Here is a 17,345-nt window from a genome sequence, read left to right as displayed (position 1 = left end):
TTAGCCCTCTTTTGTTATAGATTCAAGTGCTGCTTTTTCAATGATAACCGCACTAAATACCGATACTAGATACGCATTTATCTCGCTTGCATCTACTAGATAGCAGTTTGATAAATTTCTAAATGCCAAAAGCGTGTTATCATCAAGCAAATCTTTAACTATCAACGCATCTCTTAAATTTAGGCTATTGATAATTTTTGCCGCATCTTTTGTCTTTCCGCTATCGATGCTGATGCTATCAACTGCGAAAATTTTGCCATCGTTAGCCTTTTGTGCTAGTGCACACTCAAGAGCTAATCTCTTTTGTTTTTTATTAATTTTTTGGAAATAATTTCTATTATTCAATGGACCGAAAGATACTGCACCGCCTACCCATACGTTAGTTCTGGTTGAACCTGCACGAGCGCCGCCACGACCCTTTTGTCTCCATGGCTTCTTACCGCCACCGCTTACAAAAGCACGAGTCTTAGTGTGAGCTGTATTTGCGCGGATACCTGCAAGGTAAGATTTAACATATAGATAAAGGTTGTGTGGATTTACCTCTGCATAATTTGCAGGAAGATCTAAATCTCCAGCCTTTTCAAATTTCTCGTTTAATACGCAAACTTTACTCATTTTACTATCCTTACTCTACCCATTGCGCCGTTGTGTCCAGGAACTGAGCCTTTTAAAACCAAAATTCCGTTCTCGCTATCAAAACTTACAACTTCGTTTTTAACAGTTACTTTCACATCGCCCATGTGTCCGGCCATTTTCATACCAGGTTGAACACGTCCCGGCCATTCGCAGTTACCGATTGATCCGTGGCGTCTGTGGAAACGTGAACCGTGACTTTTTGGTCCGCCACCAAATCCGTGTCTTTTAACAACACCTTGATAACCTCTACCCTTTGAATCAAAGCTAACTTTGATAACAGCAGCTGAACTTAGCGGGCTTACGTCAAGATCGCCTGCTTCGCTATTTGCAACTGTTAAAGTGGCAAATTTGTTGTACTCAGCTGAAAGATTGTATTTCTTTTGCTGACCTGCTATAGCTTTGTTTTTTGCTTTACCTTTTGCATAAGCAACGATTGCGCGGTTGTTTTCACCTACTTCGCAAACTTTAGTCTCTACAAGTTTTAGAAGTGTAACTGGTGTACTAGGAACCGAAATCGTCCTACTCATGCCTATTTTTTCTACGATATATTCCATTATCTAACCTTTCGCCTGATTACTTGCCCATCGCACGAACTTCGACGTTAACTTCAGGAGCCAAGTCAAGTTTTGTTAGCGAATCGACTGTGTCAGGTGTAGCTGCTACGATGTCAAGCATACGTGCATGAATTCTCATCTCAAACTGCTCACGTGAATCTTTGTTGATGTGTGGTGATTTTAAGACTGTGTAGCGTTTGATCTTAGTAGGCATTGGCACTGGACCTCTTACGTCAGCACCAGTTCTTTTGACAGCTTCTACGATTGCTGCAACTGTGCGGTCTAGAACTCTATGGTCATAAGCTTTGAGCTTAAGCCTGATTCTCTCCATTTGATTTCCTTTAAAATAGAACTTGTCGCAAACATACGACCTTTTATGACTTACATAAAAGACTGAGATTTTACTAAAATGAGCTTTTAAAGTCAATGTTTTGAGCTGTTTTAGTAAGAATTTTTGAAATTTATTTCCTTTTTGTAAGGAAAAATTTTAATAGTTCAAAAGAGTTTTTATCCGAAATTTGAAAAATTTGATATTTAATTTTAGTTTTTTCCTTATTAAAAGGAAAAAATGTTATAATTCTTTCAAATTTTAAAAGGCTAAATTTGAAAGAACTGCTATCGCTTTACAACACTCCTTTAAAATCACTTAAATTTATAGATAGAAAATTTAGCATAACTTCGCCTAAAACTCTCATCATAGGAAGCGATGGAAGCGGTAAAACTTCACTCGTGATAGATCATCTAAAGCAGTTTAAAGATGAGGAAATTTTATATATAAACCTGCAAGATATAAGGATAAGCGAGGCTAAAATTTTAGATGATTTAGAGCAGTTTTTAAAAGATAACAGAGCCATAAAAGCTCTAGCAATAGAAGGAGTAAATTCAAACGAGCAGACAGTTGCTATAGAAAAATTTTCAAGTTTAGGCCTTCAAAACATAGTCGTAACTAGCGAGTCAAAAAACATAAATTTAATCGGCTTTAAAAAACTAAATTTAAGCTACTTGGACTACGAAGAGTTTATAGCGTTTTTCCCTAAAAATTTAGATCAAGATCAGCTATTTAGCCATTTTGTTACGCACGGCAACAGCCTAAATTCAGCCTTTCTTGACCAAAGCGAAGTCGTAGAAAATCTCCAAGCAAGGCTTAAGAGCAAGCTAAATGAAGCCGATATAAATTTGATAAAAGAGTGCGCCGCTTTTCAAGGGGCAAATTTAAGCGCGCATGAGCTATATAAAAATTTAAAAACACACTCTAAAACCTCAAAAGACCGCGTCTATGCAGGACTTGTTGAGCTAGAAAATAGAGGCTTTATAAGTCTTGTAGCGAAATTTGAGCAGCCAAGCGCGGCAAAGAGGCTTTATTTTAATGATTTTGTGATGCGAAATGCGCTGAGTCTAAAGAAAGATTTCGTAAAACTTTTTTCAAATATCATCTTTTGCGAGCTTTTTAAATTTAAAGAGGAGATTTTTTACACTAAAGAGTTTGATTTTTTCCTTGCTAAAAGGAAACTTGCTATACTTTGCATACCATTTAGCGATAGCGATCTGATATTTTTAAAATTTAAAAAACTTCACGCGAATTTAAAAGCTCTTGGAGTAAACAGACTTCAAGTTATCAGCGTGGCAAATCAAGCCGAGCTTAGCGTAGAAGGCATAAAGTGTGAAATTTTGCCTTTTTCAAGATGGGCACTTAGTTTTTAACTAAATTTTAGGAGAGTACATGAGAGTAATTTTAACGTTTTTAGTTGCTGTTTTACTTAGCTTTGGATATGAGATAAATCACGAAAACTGGGGCAAATTTTATAAATTCACAGGTCTAGCGGACGAAGAAAAATTTGAGCTTTATCTAAACTCCTTTGATAACGAATTTGAAAATTTCAAAGGCGAAAAAGGCTTTGAGCTCCCTACTAAAATTTACGGACACGTCTTTTTCAAGGGTGAAAAATTTGAGTTTTCAAAAGGCAAGATCGAAAAAACAGATAGTAACATAACAGCCCTAAACGCGCTCTCCGACTGGCTAAATTTAGATGTAAAATTTGATGAAGATGGCAAATTAAGCGGCAAGCTAGCCATAAAAGGCAAAGCTCACAAAGCCGAGGTAACCGAGGAACTCAGCTATGAAATTTTATCTCTTGGCTTGCAGGTTATAAAAACTGGCGATATGAAGTTTGAAGCGATAGTAAGCGACTTCTTCTCGGCTGATTTTGTTACTAAAAACAAAAATAATCTAAAAGAAAAACTGGAAAATTTCAAGCAGGAATTTAAAGATAGCGAGCAAAATTTATTTAAAAACGACATTTTAACGCTTGAGTTTAGCAACGAAATTTTTAAAACCACTTGCAGAAATCTTGGCAAGGAGGGCAAAATTTGCAGTTCAAAATTTCTTAAAACCGGCAAAGATATCTCGCCTGAGGATCTCTTTATAAACTTAGATGATGAAAATTTAAAAGCACTTTTTGAAAGCAAAGATATAAAGATAAGTGAAAATTTCGTGCTAACTCCGGCTGGAATTTCATTTCAAAGCAAAGACGCAGAAAAGAGCATTTTGCTAGAAGAAATAAAGCCTTTTATGAAAGATAGTTTCGGGCTTTTTTGATGAGTGAAGTTAAAATTTGCGGTATCGATGAGGCTGGCCGAGGAGCGCTTGCAGGCCCTTTGGCGGTCGCTGCTTGCGTGCTTAAAAAAGAGATAAAGGGACTTAACGACTCTAAAAAACTAAGCGCAAAAAGGCGAAAAGAGCTTTTTAATGAAATCGCTGTAAATTCGCAATTTTTAATCGTATATTTTTCAAATCACCAAATCGACGAACTAGGACTTAGCGAGTGTTTAAGGCGGGCTTTAAAGCTGTTTAAGCAACATTTTGCAGGCTATGAGCTGCTTTATGACGGCAACGCAAACTACGGCACAGGTGTAAAAACTATGATAAAAGCAGACGGCAAGGTAGCGCAAGTAAGCGCGGCAAGCATATTAGCCAAAGTAAGCAGAGACGAGCTGATGAGCGCATGGGGCGAAATTTATCCCGCCTACGGATACGCCTCGCACAAGGGTTACGGCACAAAGGCGCACCTTGCAGCAATCAGAAATTTAGGCGAGTGCGAGCTAACGCGAAAAAGCTTTATAGTTAAGTCGTTTCAGCCGACACTTTTTGAAGCTTAAATTTCAAAAACACTCTAAAAATTTGAGAATTTTAGCAGTAGCCTTGTAGAAATTTAACAGTTTCATAAAATTTTCACTAAAATTTGCTCTATTTTTATAAAAAATCTTAATTTTTAGATACAATCAACTCATGAAAGCACTACTTTTTCCTATAGTAGCGATAGTTTTATCATTTATCGCTTACACGTTTCCGACAGGTTTTGTAGCTATCAAAGGCTACATCGTTCCACTTCTTGTCGTCATCATGCTTGGCATGGGTATCACGCTTAGTATCGATGATTTTAAGCAAATTTTACACAAGAAAAAAGCACTTGGACTTGGAATTTTCATCCAATTTCTCATCATGCCGCTTGCTGCATTTGTGATCTCAAAAGCGTTTGGCTTTAGCAACGAAATCACCGCAGGCATGATGCTAGTAGGCACAAGTGCAGGCGGTACTGCTTCAAACGTGATGACCTATCTAGCCAAGGGCGATGTCGCACTAAGCGTTAGTATGACGCTATTTTCGACCTTGCTTTCCATAGTGCTGATGCCGTTTTTAACCTGGCTTTACATCGGACAAGAGGTTCTAGTCCCTGCCATGAGTATGCTCTTAAATTTAGTTAAAATCATGCTTGTACCGATAGTGGTCGGCGTGCTTTTAAATACATTTTTTCATAAATTCGTTAAAAAGATCCTGCCTGCGCTTCCTATCATCTCAATGGCAGCCATCATCACGATCATAGCCATCGTCGTGGCGCTAAACGCGAAAAACATCCAAACAGTAGGCGCGCTAGTAGCTATCGGCGTGATACTTCACAACAGCTCGGGGCTATTTTGCGGATACTTTTTATCCAAACTCTTTGGCTTTGATGAAAAGACGGCAAGAACCGTTGCTATCGAAGTTGGCATGCAAAATTCAGGCTTAAGCGTTGCTCTTGCGGTTAAATACTTCGGCTCGCTTGCGGCACTTCCTGGCGCGCTATTTAGCGTGTGGCATAACTTATCAGGCTCGATTTTGGCTGGAATTTGGGGCTCAAAAAGTCAAAAATAGATATTTAAACCGATAAATACTTAAATTTATCGGTTTTACTCGCACTTAGTTAGCTCTTTCTTAATATTATAATCGCAACGATAATCAGTGCAAACCCGATTATATCGATCATTACAAACTTACTTCCAAGCCAAAACGCCGCAAATAAAGCAGCAGAAACCGGCTCGATAGCAGATATCACACTAGCTTTGCCGCCGCCTAGAATTTTAACTCCTTGCATGTAAAGGCTAAACGCAAAGATAGTCCCAAAAACGACAACACCGCAAAGCGCTAAAATTCCGCTCATATCGCTTACACCTTTAAGCTGCCAAGGTTTGGCATAAAGGCTTAGCACCACTCCGCCAATCAGCATCGCCCACGCAAGTATAAGCGTGACGGGATAGCTCCTCATTAGTCGGCGCGGAGAAAGCGTGTATATAACGATGGTGCATGCCGATATTATGCCGATAATAAGCGTCTTTGTCGGGATAACAAGACTTGTAAAATTTCCATGAGTAGCAAGCAAAAATACTCCAAAAATGGCGCAAAATACGCTTAAACTTTCTTTTTTATAAGGAAATCTTTTCTCTTCTATGCAAAGCACAAACAGCACTAAAACAGGCGCAAGATACTGTAAAATAGTCGCAATCGCCGCATTTGAAAGCTCGATCGTAACAAAGTAGGTGTATTGACACGCCATAATGCCAAATAGCGCGTAAAAGAGCAGATCGTAGATATTTTTCTTTGAGCTAAAGATACTAAAGATAAATTTGCCGCTTTTTGCGTATAAAATCGCAAGCATTATCACACCTGAAAGTATCAAGCGAAGCGAGGTGAGATACTCGGCACTTATGCCTTTGTGCTCAAAAAGATACTGTCCACAAGCTCCCGAAAATCCCCAGAAAATCCCGCCAAGAAGAGTTAAAACTATGCCGAAATTTTGACTATTTTTACCCATAGAGCGATTATAACCAAAAAGTAAATTTAAATAAATGGCCGTAAAGACGGTTAGAGCAACAAATTTTAGCTTGCTATTTTTGCAAATTAGCTTTGCAAAATCGCGTAAGCTCTAAGAGGCGCTGCGTCGGCGTTTGCTATCTTTAAAGGAGCTGCCGAGAAAAAGAAAGTTTTATCCTCCAAAGGCTTTAAATTTACAAGGCATTCGATGATTTGAACTCCTCTTTCAAAAGCCTCTTTGTGACGCAAATTTGACCCGTGAGCATCAATCGTAGATAAATTTGTAGCGATGGTTTTAAAGCCGTTTTGCTGAGCTAAATTTAAAAAATCCTCATCCAAAAAAGGAGAATTTATAAAAAAATCTTGCTCATCTTTAAATTCACAATGCACATTTAAAAGCAAAATTTGAGCGTTTTTTGGATGTGGCTGAATTTGAAATTTGATAGCTTCGTTTAAATTTGCCTTCACTCCGATACAAACCGCTTCGCCCACAAAATAGCTAAGAGAAATTTCTTCGCTTGCTGCTGTGTTCATGCCGCAATGCATAGCAAAATCGGTATGCGAGCCTACATGAAGCGACATAGAGAGGTTTCCCGTGCAAAATCCGCCGTCTAAATTTTGCTCTATCAAAAGCGGTGCGTCGCCTGGATAAATTTGCATTTTAGAGCTTAAAACCGGGCTTAGATCTATGATTTTCAAATTTTGCCTTTTGAGATTTTAAGAAGTGTAGCTAAAATTTCTTAAAATTAAAAAGAGGGGAGTTTTGGCTTTGAGGTAAATTTCAAAGCCAAAATTTTAATTAATGTCCGCAACCGCAGCCACAACCGCCGCTTGACTTAATCGCGTCAAACACGGCATCATAGTTTGGCTCATCTGCGATTTCAGGCACGATTTGCTTATGGATGATAACTCCATCTTTTACTACAAAAACCGCGCGAGCTAGCAAACCTTTAAGCGCTCCTTCATCGATTAAGACGCCATATTTCTCGCCAAATTCTTTAGCTCTAAAGTCGCTTCCCACGCGCAAATTTGCTATGCCTTCAGTAGAGCAAAATCTACCCATCGCAAACGGCAAATCAGCCGAAATAACGCTTAGTTTTATCGCATTTTTGCCGGCCATTTTTTCGTTAAATTTGCGAGTTTCAGTCGCGCAAACTCCTGTATCAAGTGAAGGAACTGTGACTAGAACTTCGATTTTAGCGTTGTCTGCACCCACCTTAAACTCACCAAGATCGCCACCCACAAGTGTCACCTCAGGAGCGCGCTGCCCTACACATACCTCATCGCCTCTTAAATTTACAGGCGAGCCTTTGAAATTTACTTTTGCCATTTTTATCCTTTTGGTTGAAATATAACGCAAATATTACTATATTTTTACAAACAATTAACCTCGCATAGGCTACAATATAAATAGTTAAGGAGTAAATATGAGCGAAAAAGAGATCTTAGAAAAATTGCAAGAAAAACGCACAAAATGCGTGGTTTATACTCGTGTAATGGGCTATCACAGACCGGTTGAAAGCTTTAATCTCGGTAAAAAAGGTGAACACAAAGAACGAGTGAAATTTTGTGAGTGCGCAAAATAAGCCGCTTCACTCGATAACTCCATTTACCACTCTTGATTTTCCCGATAAAACCGCGTGCGTGGCGTGGTTTACGGGGTGTAATATGCGCTGTGCCTACTGCTACAACACAGCTGTCGTGCTTGGCGAAGGCTTTGTGAGCGAAGATGAGTTTTTGCAGTTTTTAGATAGGCGCATAGGCAAGCTAAGCGGAGTTGTATTTAGCGGTGGGGAGTGCACTATCAGAAGCAGTTTTTTGCCTCTTGCACGTGAAGTGAAAAAACGAGGATTTTTGCTTAAGGTTGATACTAACGGCTCAAATTTGAATGCTTTAAAAATGGCTTTAAGCGAAAATTTGATCGATTATATCGCGCTTGATTTTAAAGCTCCGAGCCAAAAATTTTATGATATAACGAAGTCAAATTTATATGAAAATTTCATCCAAACGCTTGAGTTTTTGATATCCATAAACTTTAAATTCGAAGTTCGAACGACCGTGCATGCTGATCTGCTCTGTGAAGATGATATATCAAATATGAGCAAAGTACTTGAAAATCATGGCTATAATAGAACTTACTACCTGCAAAATTTTTTAAACACAGGCGAAAATTTCGGAAATTTAACTACTCCACAAAGAGAATTTGACTCTGGTAAGATAGAATCCAATTTAAAAATAGAGTTTAGGAATTTTAACCAATAGATGAATATTGCTTTACTTCATAAAGTAAAAAATCATAAACTCTTTGCTGAATTAATGTCTCTTCCTCTTCTCCGTTAATAAGTCTTCTAAGGTGTGAAAAATCTATTTTAGAAGCATATCTTTTATGGCTTTTCATAGATTGATCTATACTTAAAAGTAGGGCATCAAGAGTGAGATGATCCTTACATTTTACCTTTGATATATACTCTTTTGTAATCTGTATTAAAACAGCTTTTCTATCCTCGTCATTATCGTAAATCTCTTTTGAAATTTCATATAGTATTATGAAATCATCTTCATCAGGATCAAGTTTAGCAGCTATAATAGCGGCAAAAATTTTCGCACGAAATTCCAAAGATCTATGATGGTATACAAAAAATTCGCGAAAAAACGACAAAAACCTAGATTTTATCCCAACTCCCATAAAATGCCTCAATTAGTTTTAAGTTATACTTTAGTAAAATTGCACTCGCCTCTTCTTAGACCTGTGCAATGCCTCTTTCAGGCACCGCTTCAGGGTGGGAACACAGCAGAGCACTTGAATTTGGTGTGTGCCGCAGTCATCTGAGAAGGGGTTTTTAAATTTTACTCCTCAGATTATCGCACAAATTTTTAAATTTTTACTTGCAAAAGAGAAAAATGCTCTTTAAATTCCTCGCAAATTTTAGCGAAATTTACACCATCAACGCTTGGTTTATTGCTAAAAAAACTATCCATATTATTAAACCCGTCAATGAGCTCTTTTGACTTTACGCCATAGCTTATGGAAATGCCTGCTTCGATAAACGCCGCAAGCTTGTCGCAGTATTTAAGAGCTTTGCCATCAATCGCGTTAAATTTATCCTCATTTACATTTTCCATCGTGCCTTCGTGATAGGCCGGTTTCTTTTCGCAAATTCTATTTTCAAACTCGTTTTTTATGAACTTTCCGCCCTGCTCTCTTATGCCTAAAATGTAGCTAAACTCATCTCTAAAGCTATCCGGCACAAACGGCAAAATTCGCTCATCAATGAGTCTCATTTCGTATTCGGTTATGATCTCATTTAACCCTTCGACACCGTATTTAACCGGGCTTATTATGTCGCGTGTAAGGCTTTCAGGAAGGTCGTGAAAGAGTGCGCAAAAGAAGTTGTTTTCGAGTCTTTTTGCACAAGCTTTAACCTCAAGCGAGTAAAAATAACTTAAAATCGCAACCACAAGCATATGTCCAAGTACCGCAGTTTCAGGGATGCGCGGAGTTTGAGCCCAGCGCTTTTGAAAGCGAAGTCGTCCGCTTAGATCCACAAGCTTTGCTAGCTTTTGATTCATCACGATTTTTCGCACGCCGATTAGCTCGTAATAATCCTCAAGCTCCTCTTCAACCTTACTCTTAAGCTCGTCGATATCGCTTAAAAACTGGCTTGTCTGATAGACGATAGAAAACTCCCAGCGAGTCGCAAGATAGCTTGCCGCCTTTAGGATAAGCCGTTCTTTAGCGTGCTTTTTATCTTTTTTGAGCAAGTAGTTTCTAAGCCGCTCTAAAAATTTGCCCCCGTCGATATCGCGGATCAAATTTTCAAGTATGCTTAGCACCCAGCCGTTTATCTGCTCGCTCTTTTGCTTTTGCATCTGATGAAATACATCCGGACGGATATCGGTAACCACCACGCGTGCGAAAAACTCAAAAATTCCCGCCTCGATGATGTAGTTCATATCGATATCTTTTTCAAGTTTAGCTATAAAATAAGCAATGACAAATTTATGCGCCTGTTTGTCAAGCTCGACTAAATTTGTCATCTTCGGATAGTCGTTCCAGCGCGATATGGACGCGGCTTTGAAGATATGTTCGATCAAATTTGCATTTATCATCATTTATCTTTTTTAACTACTCTTGCACGTTTTTCGCCTAAAAATTCAGGCTTTTTAAACCCTTCTTTAGCAGGTTTTTTAGCAGATCCTGATCTTTCTCTGCTTGGTTTTTTATCAAATTCTTTTGTTCTTGAGCAACCTCTTGAATTTGTCCGCGCAGCAGGTTTTCTATCGCTTCTATCACCGCTTCTTTCGCGTTTTTCATAGCTTGGAGTTATGAGAGTGCTTGCAGGTTCTTTGATTTCCGGTTTTTTAATGATCTCATCAGAGCTTATCTCAATAACCGTATGAACGTTGCCGCGCGGGTTAAAGTCGCCCACGATCTTCATCCATTTTGGCTCAAGCTTTCTTTCAAGAACAGAGTAAATTTCGTTTATGCTATCTTCGTGGCTTATATTTTTGTTCATAAAACTATTTATATAAAGCTTAATCGCCTTTAGCTCTACTACAAATTTGTTCGGCACATACTCAAGATAAATCGTCGCAAAATCAGGATAACCGGAACGTGGACAAAGGCAGCAAAACTCAGGCAAAGTGATCTTGATCTTATAATCTCTGCTTTGCTTGTTTTCCCAAATTTCAAGGTCGCGCTCGACATCAAACTCTTTTAAAATTTTCTCACCGTATTTTAACTCTTGTCCTAAATCATTTTCATTAATTTCTTGCATATTTTTCCTTAAATTTCTTTTGGTTTTTCTATATAAAACCCTTGTGCATAGTCGATTCCGCCACTTCTTACGATTTCAAAAAAATCAGCCTTATCTACAAATCTAACAGCTGTTTTTACTCCTATTTTTTTAGCAGTTTTATTAAGATTAGCAAATAAACTCTCAAATCTTTCATCATTTAAATTTTTATTAAACTCAATATCATAGATAAAAAAATCTATAGGCAGGTGTTTAAAATACTCAAATCCTGCGTTATTTCCACCAAATTTATTAAACGCAAATCTAAAACCTAAATTTTTATATTGATTTAGAATTTCTTTAAATCTATTTATCTCATTATAAACGATCTTTTCACTAAATTCTAAAATAACTTTATTTGGATTAATTTGACCAGACTCTACGAATTCTTTTATAAAATTTATAAATTGTAAATTTCTAATCGAGACTGATGAAACTTCAATAATATAAGAACTTTCATCATTAAATTTTGACTCAGAAAATTTCTTAATGGCATTTATATCAAATAATATCTCATATCCATTTTTATTTGCTATATTTTGGGCTTTTTGTTTTGATATAAGTCCGAATTCTTTAGTATCAATTTTGATAAGAATATTTTTTAAATTTTCTTCATCTTTTAGACTACTTACTAGCTGAGATTGAAACGAAAATTGTTTATCTTTTATAGATTTACAAACAGATTGTTCAAATTCATCTGTAATTGCAAATTTTGCATTTTCTTCTAAGCTTAATCTCTCTATTAAAACAGATATTGAATTTTCAATATTTTTAGAATAATTAATATTAACTAACTCGAATTTAATCTTAAGCTCTATATCATCTATTCCATGAGATAAAACACTTTTTTCAAAAATATTTAAAAAATGTATTAACTGAGAGCTTTTACCCTCACAAAACATTAAAAAGCAATCGTTAGTATATCTGCCTATTAAAGTTTTTTTTGATACTTCTTTATTTAGAAAAAAATCTAACCTCTCAATAAGTTTTCTAAGTAAAACATCTGTAATATCAAAGCTATAACGCTCATTTATATCGTTTAAATTTAGTATTTTTAGCATTACTATATTGCCATCTTGTCGATTTTTAAACTGATCTGCTTTTTTTGAAATTACTTTTAAAACTTCACTTCTATTAAAAGAGCCGGTAGTGCCGTCTAATACTGTATTATTGAAACTTTGATATATTTTATAAGTAGTAAAATATACTTGACATATTATTAAAACTATTAAAAGTACTATTTCATCATTTTCTAAATTTACTTCGTCTCTTTTTATAAAGACGTATGCAAAAAATAGTATAACTGCAAAAAACGGAATAGATATTTCAAGAGCAGATATAAATCTTCTTGATCTTTCTTTTATTTCAGAATCCAACATCACACATCCAAGTGTTTGACGTCTTTTGCGTGCTCTTGTATGTAGTTTCTTCTTGGCTCTACCTCATCGCCCATGAAGAGGTTAAAGGTATCGCTCGCACTCATAGCATCGTTTATACTTATTTGAAGCAGACGACGATTTTCAGGGTTCATCGTAGTCTCCCAAAGCTGCTCTGGATTCATCTCGCCAAGACCTTTATATCTTTGGATATATGCGCCTTTTTTAGCGTTTTTCTCTACTTCATCAAGAATTTCAACCACATCTTTTCCAAAGTTAAATTCACGCTCTTTTATCTTATTACTGATGAAAAGCGCCTCTTCATAAAGAGGATTTGTAAATAAATTTTCATTTACGATAAGCTCTTCAAGACCGCTTTTGGTTTGGACATAGATGCGAATTTCATCTTCATTTACGTATGAATTTAAGATATTGTGTCCTTCATTTTCAAGATATTTTTTTAAAATTTGAAAAATTTCAGCATACTCTTTTGAAACTATATCAGGATTTTCTATCATATATCTAATCGCACTTAGCACGTTAAATCGTTTCTCAAGCTCTTTTAACACGCTTCTATAAGCAGCTACAATTTTTAGAAATTCAATCAGATCATTATTGCCGATTCCTTCAAATTCAACCCCTTCGATTCCAGTTTCGATCAAAAATTCATTTAGAGCTTTTTCATCTTTAAGATAAATTTCTTTTTTACCCTTTTTGTATCGGTAAAGTGGCGGTTGAGCAAGATAGATGTAGCCGTTTTCAACCACTGGATTTAAAAATCTAAAGAAAAATGTTAAAAGCAGAGTTTGAATGTGGCTTCCGTCAACGTCGGCATCGGTCATTATGATGATCTTATGATAGCGAAGTTTTTCGGCATCAAATTCATCCCCGATACCACAACCAAGAGCCGTTATCATGTTTTTAATCTCGTCTGATTTTAAAATTTTATCAAGTCGTGATTTCTCAACGTTTAAAATTTTACCTTTCAAAGGCAAAATAGCTTGAAAAACTCTATCGCGACCCTGTTTTGCAGAGCCTCCCGCAGAGTCACCCTCCACTAAGTAAAGCTCGCTTATACTTGCATCCTTACTTTGACAATCAGCCAATTTTCCAGGCAGAGTTCCTACGCTAAGACCCTCTTTTTTACGGGTTAGATCTCTTGCTTTTTTAGCTGCCTCTCTTCCTCTTGCAGCCATCAAAGCCTTGTTCATTATAGCTTTTGCTTCGATAGGATTTTCTTCAAAATACTTAACCAAAACCTCAAAAGTCATCTTTTGAACGATAGGTTTTACATAGCTTGAGCCAAGTTTGCCCTTAGTTTGACCCTCAAACTGCGGCTCAGGCACTTTCACGCTTACAACAGCGATAAGTCCTTCTCTTATATCATCGCCTGTTATTTTCGTATCTTTTTCACGAACTGCTGCGTTTGCTGCGATGTAATTTGTGATGGCTCTAGTAAGACCCGCTCTAAATCCGGCTTCGTGAGTTCCGCCGTCAGGAGTTTTGATGTTATTTACAAAGCTTAGTAAATTTTCGCTATATGTTTCGTTATACATCAAAGCAAAATCAACTATAACATCCTCTTCGCCGCCGCTAAATGATACTGCTTTACTAACCGGATTTGATTTATTCATATCGGTTACAAAGCTCTCAAGTCCGCCTTCAAAGTGATAGCTTTCAGTTCTACCCGTGCGTTGATCTTTAAAATTTATAGTTATTTTTGGGTTTAGATATGCAAGTTCGCGAAATCTCTTAGTTAAAATTTCATCATCAAATTCGGTTACTTCAAATATACTATCATCAGGCCAAAATTCAACCATAGTTCCTGTTCTATTAGTAGTTTTTATGACCTCCATCTCACTTGTTGGAATTCCTTTGGCAAACTCTTGTCTATGAAGTTTTCCGTCACGCTTGATATTTACTACAAGTTTTTTTGAAAGAGCGTTTACGACAGATACACCAACACCGTGAAGACCGCCTGAAACCTTATAAGTATCTTTATCAAATTTTCCGCCTGCGTGAAGCACAGTTAAAACAACCGTAGCCGCCGAAATTTTTTCGGTCGGGTGCATATCTACAGGGATTCCACGACCGTTATCGCTGATTATCGCCGAGCCTTCATTTGTGATCTCAATGTTTATCGTATCACAATATCCTGCCATCGCTTCATCTATCGAGTTATCCACAACCTCATAAATCATATGATGAAGTCCGTTTATATGAGTATCTCCGATATACATTCCGGGGCGTTTTCTAACCGCTTCAAGCCCCTTTAAAACTTTAATATTTTCCGCACCGTAATTTTGTTGCATAAATTAACCTTAATTATAAATTTATCGGCATTATTATCGTTTTTAGCTCGTTTGAACTAACTGTAAATGCCATATTTGAGTCGTTAAACCCAAGCTCGAAGCTATCTTCTTCGATATTTGTTAAAAAGTCTATCAAATATCTATTTCTAACTCCTACGAAAAACTCCTCGTCAAGTCCGGTTTGAAAATCAATCACAGTTCTAGCTTCTGAATTATCCTCGATAATGCTTTCAAAAGTTATCGTTTGAGGAGCAAAAATGATCTTCATACTGTCTGATAATATCGAGATAGTTTTAATACCTTCTATCATCTTATCTCTGCTTAGTTTTAGGCGTTTTTTGATCTCTTTTGGAATTACTCTGTCGTAATCAGGAAATTTACCGTTGATAAGCTTTGTAAAGAACTCAAAATTTGCACTTTGAGCTATTAAGATATTTTCATCGTAGTAAATTTCGATCTTATCGTAAAACAGCTTTTGAATTTCACTTATCGCTTTTTTTGGGATTATCAGCGAAAATTCATTTTGAGTTGGAGTTTCAAATCTAAATACACTTAGCCTTTTTGTATCGGTTCCAACGATATTGATGTAGTTTTGTTTGATATCTATAAGAGCTCCGTTTAGCTCGTATTTTGGGTTATTTGTGTCTATGTTAGGAAATATCTTTTTAAGGCTTCGTCCAAGCATTATCGCATCTATGTCAAATTTACTCTTTCCTTCTACAGTTGGAAATTTAGGAAAATCTTCAAATTTATACATAGGAAGTTTGTATTTTGAGTTTTTTTGCTTGATGTAAAGGTAGTTATTTACCGTTTCAAGGGTTACCTCTTCATCTTTTAGGCTTCTTATGATGTCAAGTAGTTTTTTACCGTTTGCGGTTGCATTTCCTTCATCCATTATCTTTACATTGCTTAGTTTATATGCAAGACCTATCTCATGATCTGTGGCTTTTATATTTAAAATTCCATCTTTAGCGCAGATATATATGTGAGAAGTTATAGCGCTTAAATCCTTTTTTTCTAAGTAAGGATTTGTGTTTGTAACTATGCTTTCAAGAGCATTTTTGTTAATTACCGCCTTCATAGTTTTCTTCCTTTATTTTTTAAATTTATTTTAGTATCAGTAGTAGGTATCATGAATATGTGAAAAACAGTTTCAAAGCTTGAAATTTCAGCATTTAGATAGTTAAAAACTAAATCTGATTTTTCACATTTATTCACATATTTCATCTTAAATTTTATCACTTTGTCAAAATTTTGTTTTTGATCTCTTCAACTTTTATCTTAAAATACTCATCTTCATTTATCATTTCATTTATTTTTTTGATATTGTGACTAACTGCCGAGTGATCTTTCATGTTAAAGTAACTTGCTATCTGAGGCATTGAATTTGGTGTTAAATTTTTAGCTAGATAGATTACGATTCGCCTTGCTTCAACGATATTTTTCACGCGTGATTTGCTTTTTATCTCGCTTGGTTTTATATTTAGCTCTTTGCTTACTATTTCGATTATGCTTTCTAAATTTATATTTTCACGCTTCTCTTTTATCTGATCTCTTAAGATATTTTTAGCAAATTCAAGGCTTATCTCTTGTCTCATAAGCGTTGCGTAAGCGTTTAAATTTATAATCGCGCTTTCAATTTCGCGGATATTATCGCCCATGTTAGTTGCGATGTATTCGATCACATCTTTAGTTAGATAAATTTTATCAAATTCACATTTTTTCTTGATAATTGCTATCTTCGTATCAAGCTCAGGAGGAGTGATATCAGCTATAATTCCCCATTCAAAGCGCGTTCTAAGCCTATCTTCAAAACCTTTTAAGTGCTTTGGCTGACGATCTGAAGTCATTACGATCTGGCCGTTTTTTGAATGAAGTTCGTTAAATGTGTGAAAAAACTCTTCTTGAATTTTATCCGTTTTTCCTAAAAACTGCACATCATCTATAAGTAAAACGTCGCAGTTTCGGTACTTCTCGCGAAATCTCTCCATTGAGTGGTTGTTGATATGATATGTAAAATCAGTTATAAACTGCTCACTTGTGATACAAATTACGACTTTGCCGTTATTTAAGCAGAAATTTCCGACCGATTGAAGCAAGTGAGTTTTACCAAGACCAGTTGGACCGTAGATAAATAGCGGATTATACGCTTTTCCAAGCTGCTCGGCGGCTGATTTTGAAGTGATATAAGCGTATTGGTTTGAATCGCCTACAACGAAATTTTCAAAGGTATAGCTTGGATTTAAAAGGCTGCTTTGAGCCTTTATCTGATTTACATCTACTTTTGCGTTTTTTATCTGTGGCTTGCTCTTTTGAGAAGTGATGTTTATATGAGGTTTTGCACCTGTTTTTACTTCAAAAAGATGAGCTATTTTGCCTGCGTATTTGGTTTGGATAAATTTTGCTATAAGCTCGTTTGGAGCGTTAAATACGATAACTTCTGAATTTGAAGCTTTTTCGTTAAATTTAAGCTGCTTTATGTAACACTCATATTCTGATTTTAAAATTTCGTGTCCAAGTAGCTCTAAAACTTCGTTTGCAAGCAA

General features: G+C 36.3%; 20 protein-coding genes and 1 other RNA gene. 7 read left to right on the top strand and 14 right to left on the bottom strand.

Annotated features, from left to right (window positions below):
- Genes rplD through rpsJ form a run of 3 tightly spaced genes read right to left on the bottom strand, consistent with a single transcriptional unit; the run spans position 1 to position 1,521 of the window.
- On the bottom strand, positions 1-615 hold the full coding sequence (gene rplD / locus CDOMF_RS00105) for a 50S ribosomal protein L4 (protein WP_260951914.1): 615 nt from the start codon (positions 613-615) through the stop codon (positions 1-3).
- Entirely contained in the window at positions 612-1,190 is a 579-nt protein-coding gene (rplC, locus tag CDOMF_RS00100) for a 50S ribosomal protein L3 (protein ID WP_172126833.1), read from the bottom strand. Before rplC ends, rplD begins: the two co-directional genes overlap by 4 nt.
- 19 nt (positions 1,191-1,209) lie before the next feature.
- On the bottom strand, positions 1,210-1,521 hold the full coding sequence (gene rpsJ / locus CDOMF_RS00095) for a 30S ribosomal protein S10 (RefSeq protein ID WP_002947121.1): 312 nt from the start codon (positions 1,519-1,521) through the stop codon (positions 1,210-1,212).
- A gap of 272 nt (positions 1,522-1,793) precedes the next feature.
- Between rpsJ and CDOMF_RS00090 the strand changes: the two genes are divergently transcribed.
- The 4 genes from CDOMF_RS00090 to CDOMF_RS00075 all read left to right on the top strand — a co-directional run bounded on the left by CDOMF_RS00090 (position 1,794) and on the right by CDOMF_RS00075 (position 5,379).
- On the top strand, positions 1,794-2,891 hold the full coding sequence (locus CDOMF_RS00090) for an ATP-binding protein (RefSeq protein ID WP_260951913.1): 1,098 nt from the start codon (positions 1,794-1,796) through the stop codon (positions 2,889-2,891).
- A 19-nt stretch (positions 2,892-2,910) separates the two neighbouring features.
- Positions 2,911-3,786 carry a hypothetical protein gene (locus CDOMF_RS00085; RefSeq protein ID WP_260951912.1) on the top strand — a complete coding sequence of 292 codons (876 nt, stop codon included), beginning with the start codon at positions 2,911-2,913 and terminating at the stop codon, positions 3,784-3,786.
- Positions 3,786-4,346 carry a ribonuclease HII gene (locus CDOMF_RS00080; protein ID WP_260951911.1) on the top strand — a complete coding sequence of 187 codons (561 nt, stop codon included), beginning with the start codon at positions 3,786-3,788 and terminating at the stop codon, positions 4,344-4,346. Before CDOMF_RS00085 ends, CDOMF_RS00080 begins: the two co-directional genes overlap by 1 nt.
- Positions 4,347-4,476: 130 nt before the next feature.
- Positions 4,477-5,379: a bile acid:sodium symporter family protein gene (locus CDOMF_RS00075; protein ID WP_260951910.1), complete on the top strand. Its 903-nt coding sequence runs from the start codon at positions 4,477-4,479 to the stop codon at positions 5,377-5,379.
- A gap of 49 nt (positions 5,380-5,428) precedes the next feature.
- Here CDOMF_RS00075 and CDOMF_RS00070 read toward each other — a convergent pair whose 3' ends face one another.
- From CDOMF_RS00070 to tpx, 3 genes are all read right to left on the bottom strand, one after another.
- On the bottom strand, positions 5,429-6,316 hold the full coding sequence (locus CDOMF_RS00070; protein WP_260951909.1) for an EamA family transporter: 888 nt from the start codon (positions 6,314-6,316) through the stop codon (positions 5,429-5,431).
- A gap of 86 nt (positions 6,317-6,402) precedes the next feature.
- On the bottom strand, positions 6,403-7,014 hold the full coding sequence (locus CDOMF_RS00065; RefSeq protein ID WP_260951908.1) for a cyclase family protein: 612 nt from the start codon (positions 7,012-7,014) through the stop codon (positions 6,403-6,405).
- 100 nt (positions 7,015-7,114) lie between these two features.
- On the bottom strand, positions 7,115-7,645 hold the full coding sequence (gene tpx / locus CDOMF_RS00060) for a thiol peroxidase (protein WP_260951907.1): 531 nt from the start codon (positions 7,643-7,645) through the stop codon (positions 7,115-7,117).
- A 97-nt stretch (positions 7,646-7,742) separates the two neighbouring features.
- Between tpx and nrdD the strand changes: the two genes are divergently transcribed.
- On the top strand, positions 7,743-7,901 hold the full coding sequence (nrdD, locus tag CDOMF_RS00055; protein WP_260951906.1) for an anaerobic ribonucleoside-triphosphate reductase: 159 nt from the start codon (positions 7,743-7,745) through the stop codon (positions 7,899-7,901).
- The gene (locus tag CDOMF_RS00050; protein ID WP_260951905.1) at positions 7,885-8,577 is read left to right on the top strand and encodes an anaerobic ribonucleoside-triphosphate reductase activating protein; all 693 of its coding nucleotides are present in this window, start codon (positions 7,885-7,887) and stop codon (positions 8,575-8,577) included. Before nrdD ends, CDOMF_RS00050 begins: the two co-directional genes overlap by 17 nt.
- On the opposite strand, the gene CDOMF_RS00045 is transcribed toward CDOMF_RS00050, so the two are convergent.
- Positions 8,567-9,001, bottom strand: coding sequence for a hypothetical protein (locus tag CDOMF_RS00045; protein WP_260951904.1), 435 nt, complete (start codon positions 8,999-9,001; stop codon positions 8,567-8,569). The genes CDOMF_RS00050 and CDOMF_RS00045 overlap by 11 nt on opposite strands.
- A 52-nt stretch (positions 9,002-9,053) precedes the next feature.
- Between CDOMF_RS00045 and ffs the strand changes: the two genes are divergently transcribed.
- An RNA gene (gene ffs / locus CDOMF_RS00040) (signal recognition particle sRNA small type) lies at positions 9,054-9,151 on the top strand.
- Positions 9,152-9,189: 38 nt separating this feature from the next.
- Here ffs and CDOMF_RS00035 read toward each other — a convergent pair.
- Genes CDOMF_RS00035 through dnaA form a run of 7 tightly spaced genes read right to left on the bottom strand, consistent with a single transcriptional unit; the run spans position 9,190 to position 17,345 of the window.
- Positions 9,190-10,425, bottom strand: a complete 1,236-nt coding sequence (locus tag CDOMF_RS00035; RefSeq protein ID WP_260951903.1) for an HD domain-containing protein — start codon at positions 10,423-10,425, stop codon at positions 9,190-9,192.
- Complete coding sequence (gene queF / locus CDOMF_RS00030; RefSeq protein ID WP_260951902.1) at positions 10,425-11,093, bottom strand: preQ(1) synthase; 669 nt, start codon at positions 11,091-11,093, stop codon at positions 10,425-10,427. Before queF ends, CDOMF_RS00035 begins: the two co-directional genes overlap by 1 nt.
- Before the next feature lie 8 nt (positions 11,094-11,101).
- Positions 11,102-12,490, bottom strand: coding sequence for a GGDEF domain-containing protein (locus tag CDOMF_RS00025; RefSeq protein ID WP_260951901.1), 1,389 nt, complete (start codon positions 12,488-12,490; stop codon positions 11,102-11,104).
- Positions 12,490-14,799, bottom strand: a complete 2,310-nt coding sequence (gene gyrB, locus CDOMF_RS00020) for a DNA topoisomerase (ATP-hydrolyzing) subunit B (protein ID WP_260951900.1) — start codon at positions 14,797-14,799, stop codon at positions 12,490-12,492. Before gyrB ends, CDOMF_RS00025 begins: the two co-directional genes overlap by 1 nt.
- Positions 14,800-14,812: 13 nt before the next feature.
- Positions 14,813-15,880, bottom strand: a complete 1,068-nt coding sequence (dnaN, locus tag CDOMF_RS00015; protein ID WP_260951899.1) for a DNA polymerase III subunit beta — start codon at positions 15,878-15,880, stop codon at positions 14,813-14,815.
- Positions 15,877-16,026, bottom strand: a complete 150-nt coding sequence (locus tag CDOMF_RS00010) for a hypothetical protein (protein WP_260951898.1) — start codon at positions 16,024-16,026, stop codon at positions 15,877-15,879. Before CDOMF_RS00010 ends, dnaN begins: the two co-directional genes overlap by 4 nt.
- Before the next feature lie 11 nt (positions 16,027-16,037).
- Positions 16,038-17,345 (bottom strand): chromosomal replication initiator protein DnaA, encoded by a 1,308-nt coding sequence (dnaA, locus tag CDOMF_RS00005; RefSeq protein ID WP_260951897.1) that lies wholly within the window; start codon positions 17,343-17,345, stop codon positions 16,038-16,040.

It is taken from the genome of Campylobacter sp. RM16187, assembly GCF_025319965.1.
GTDB lineage: Bacteria > Campylobacterota > Campylobacteria > Campylobacterales > Campylobacteraceae > Campylobacter_A.
The sequence above is the reverse complement of the archived record's forward strand: the minus strand, read 5'-3'. Positions and strand labels throughout refer to the sequence as shown.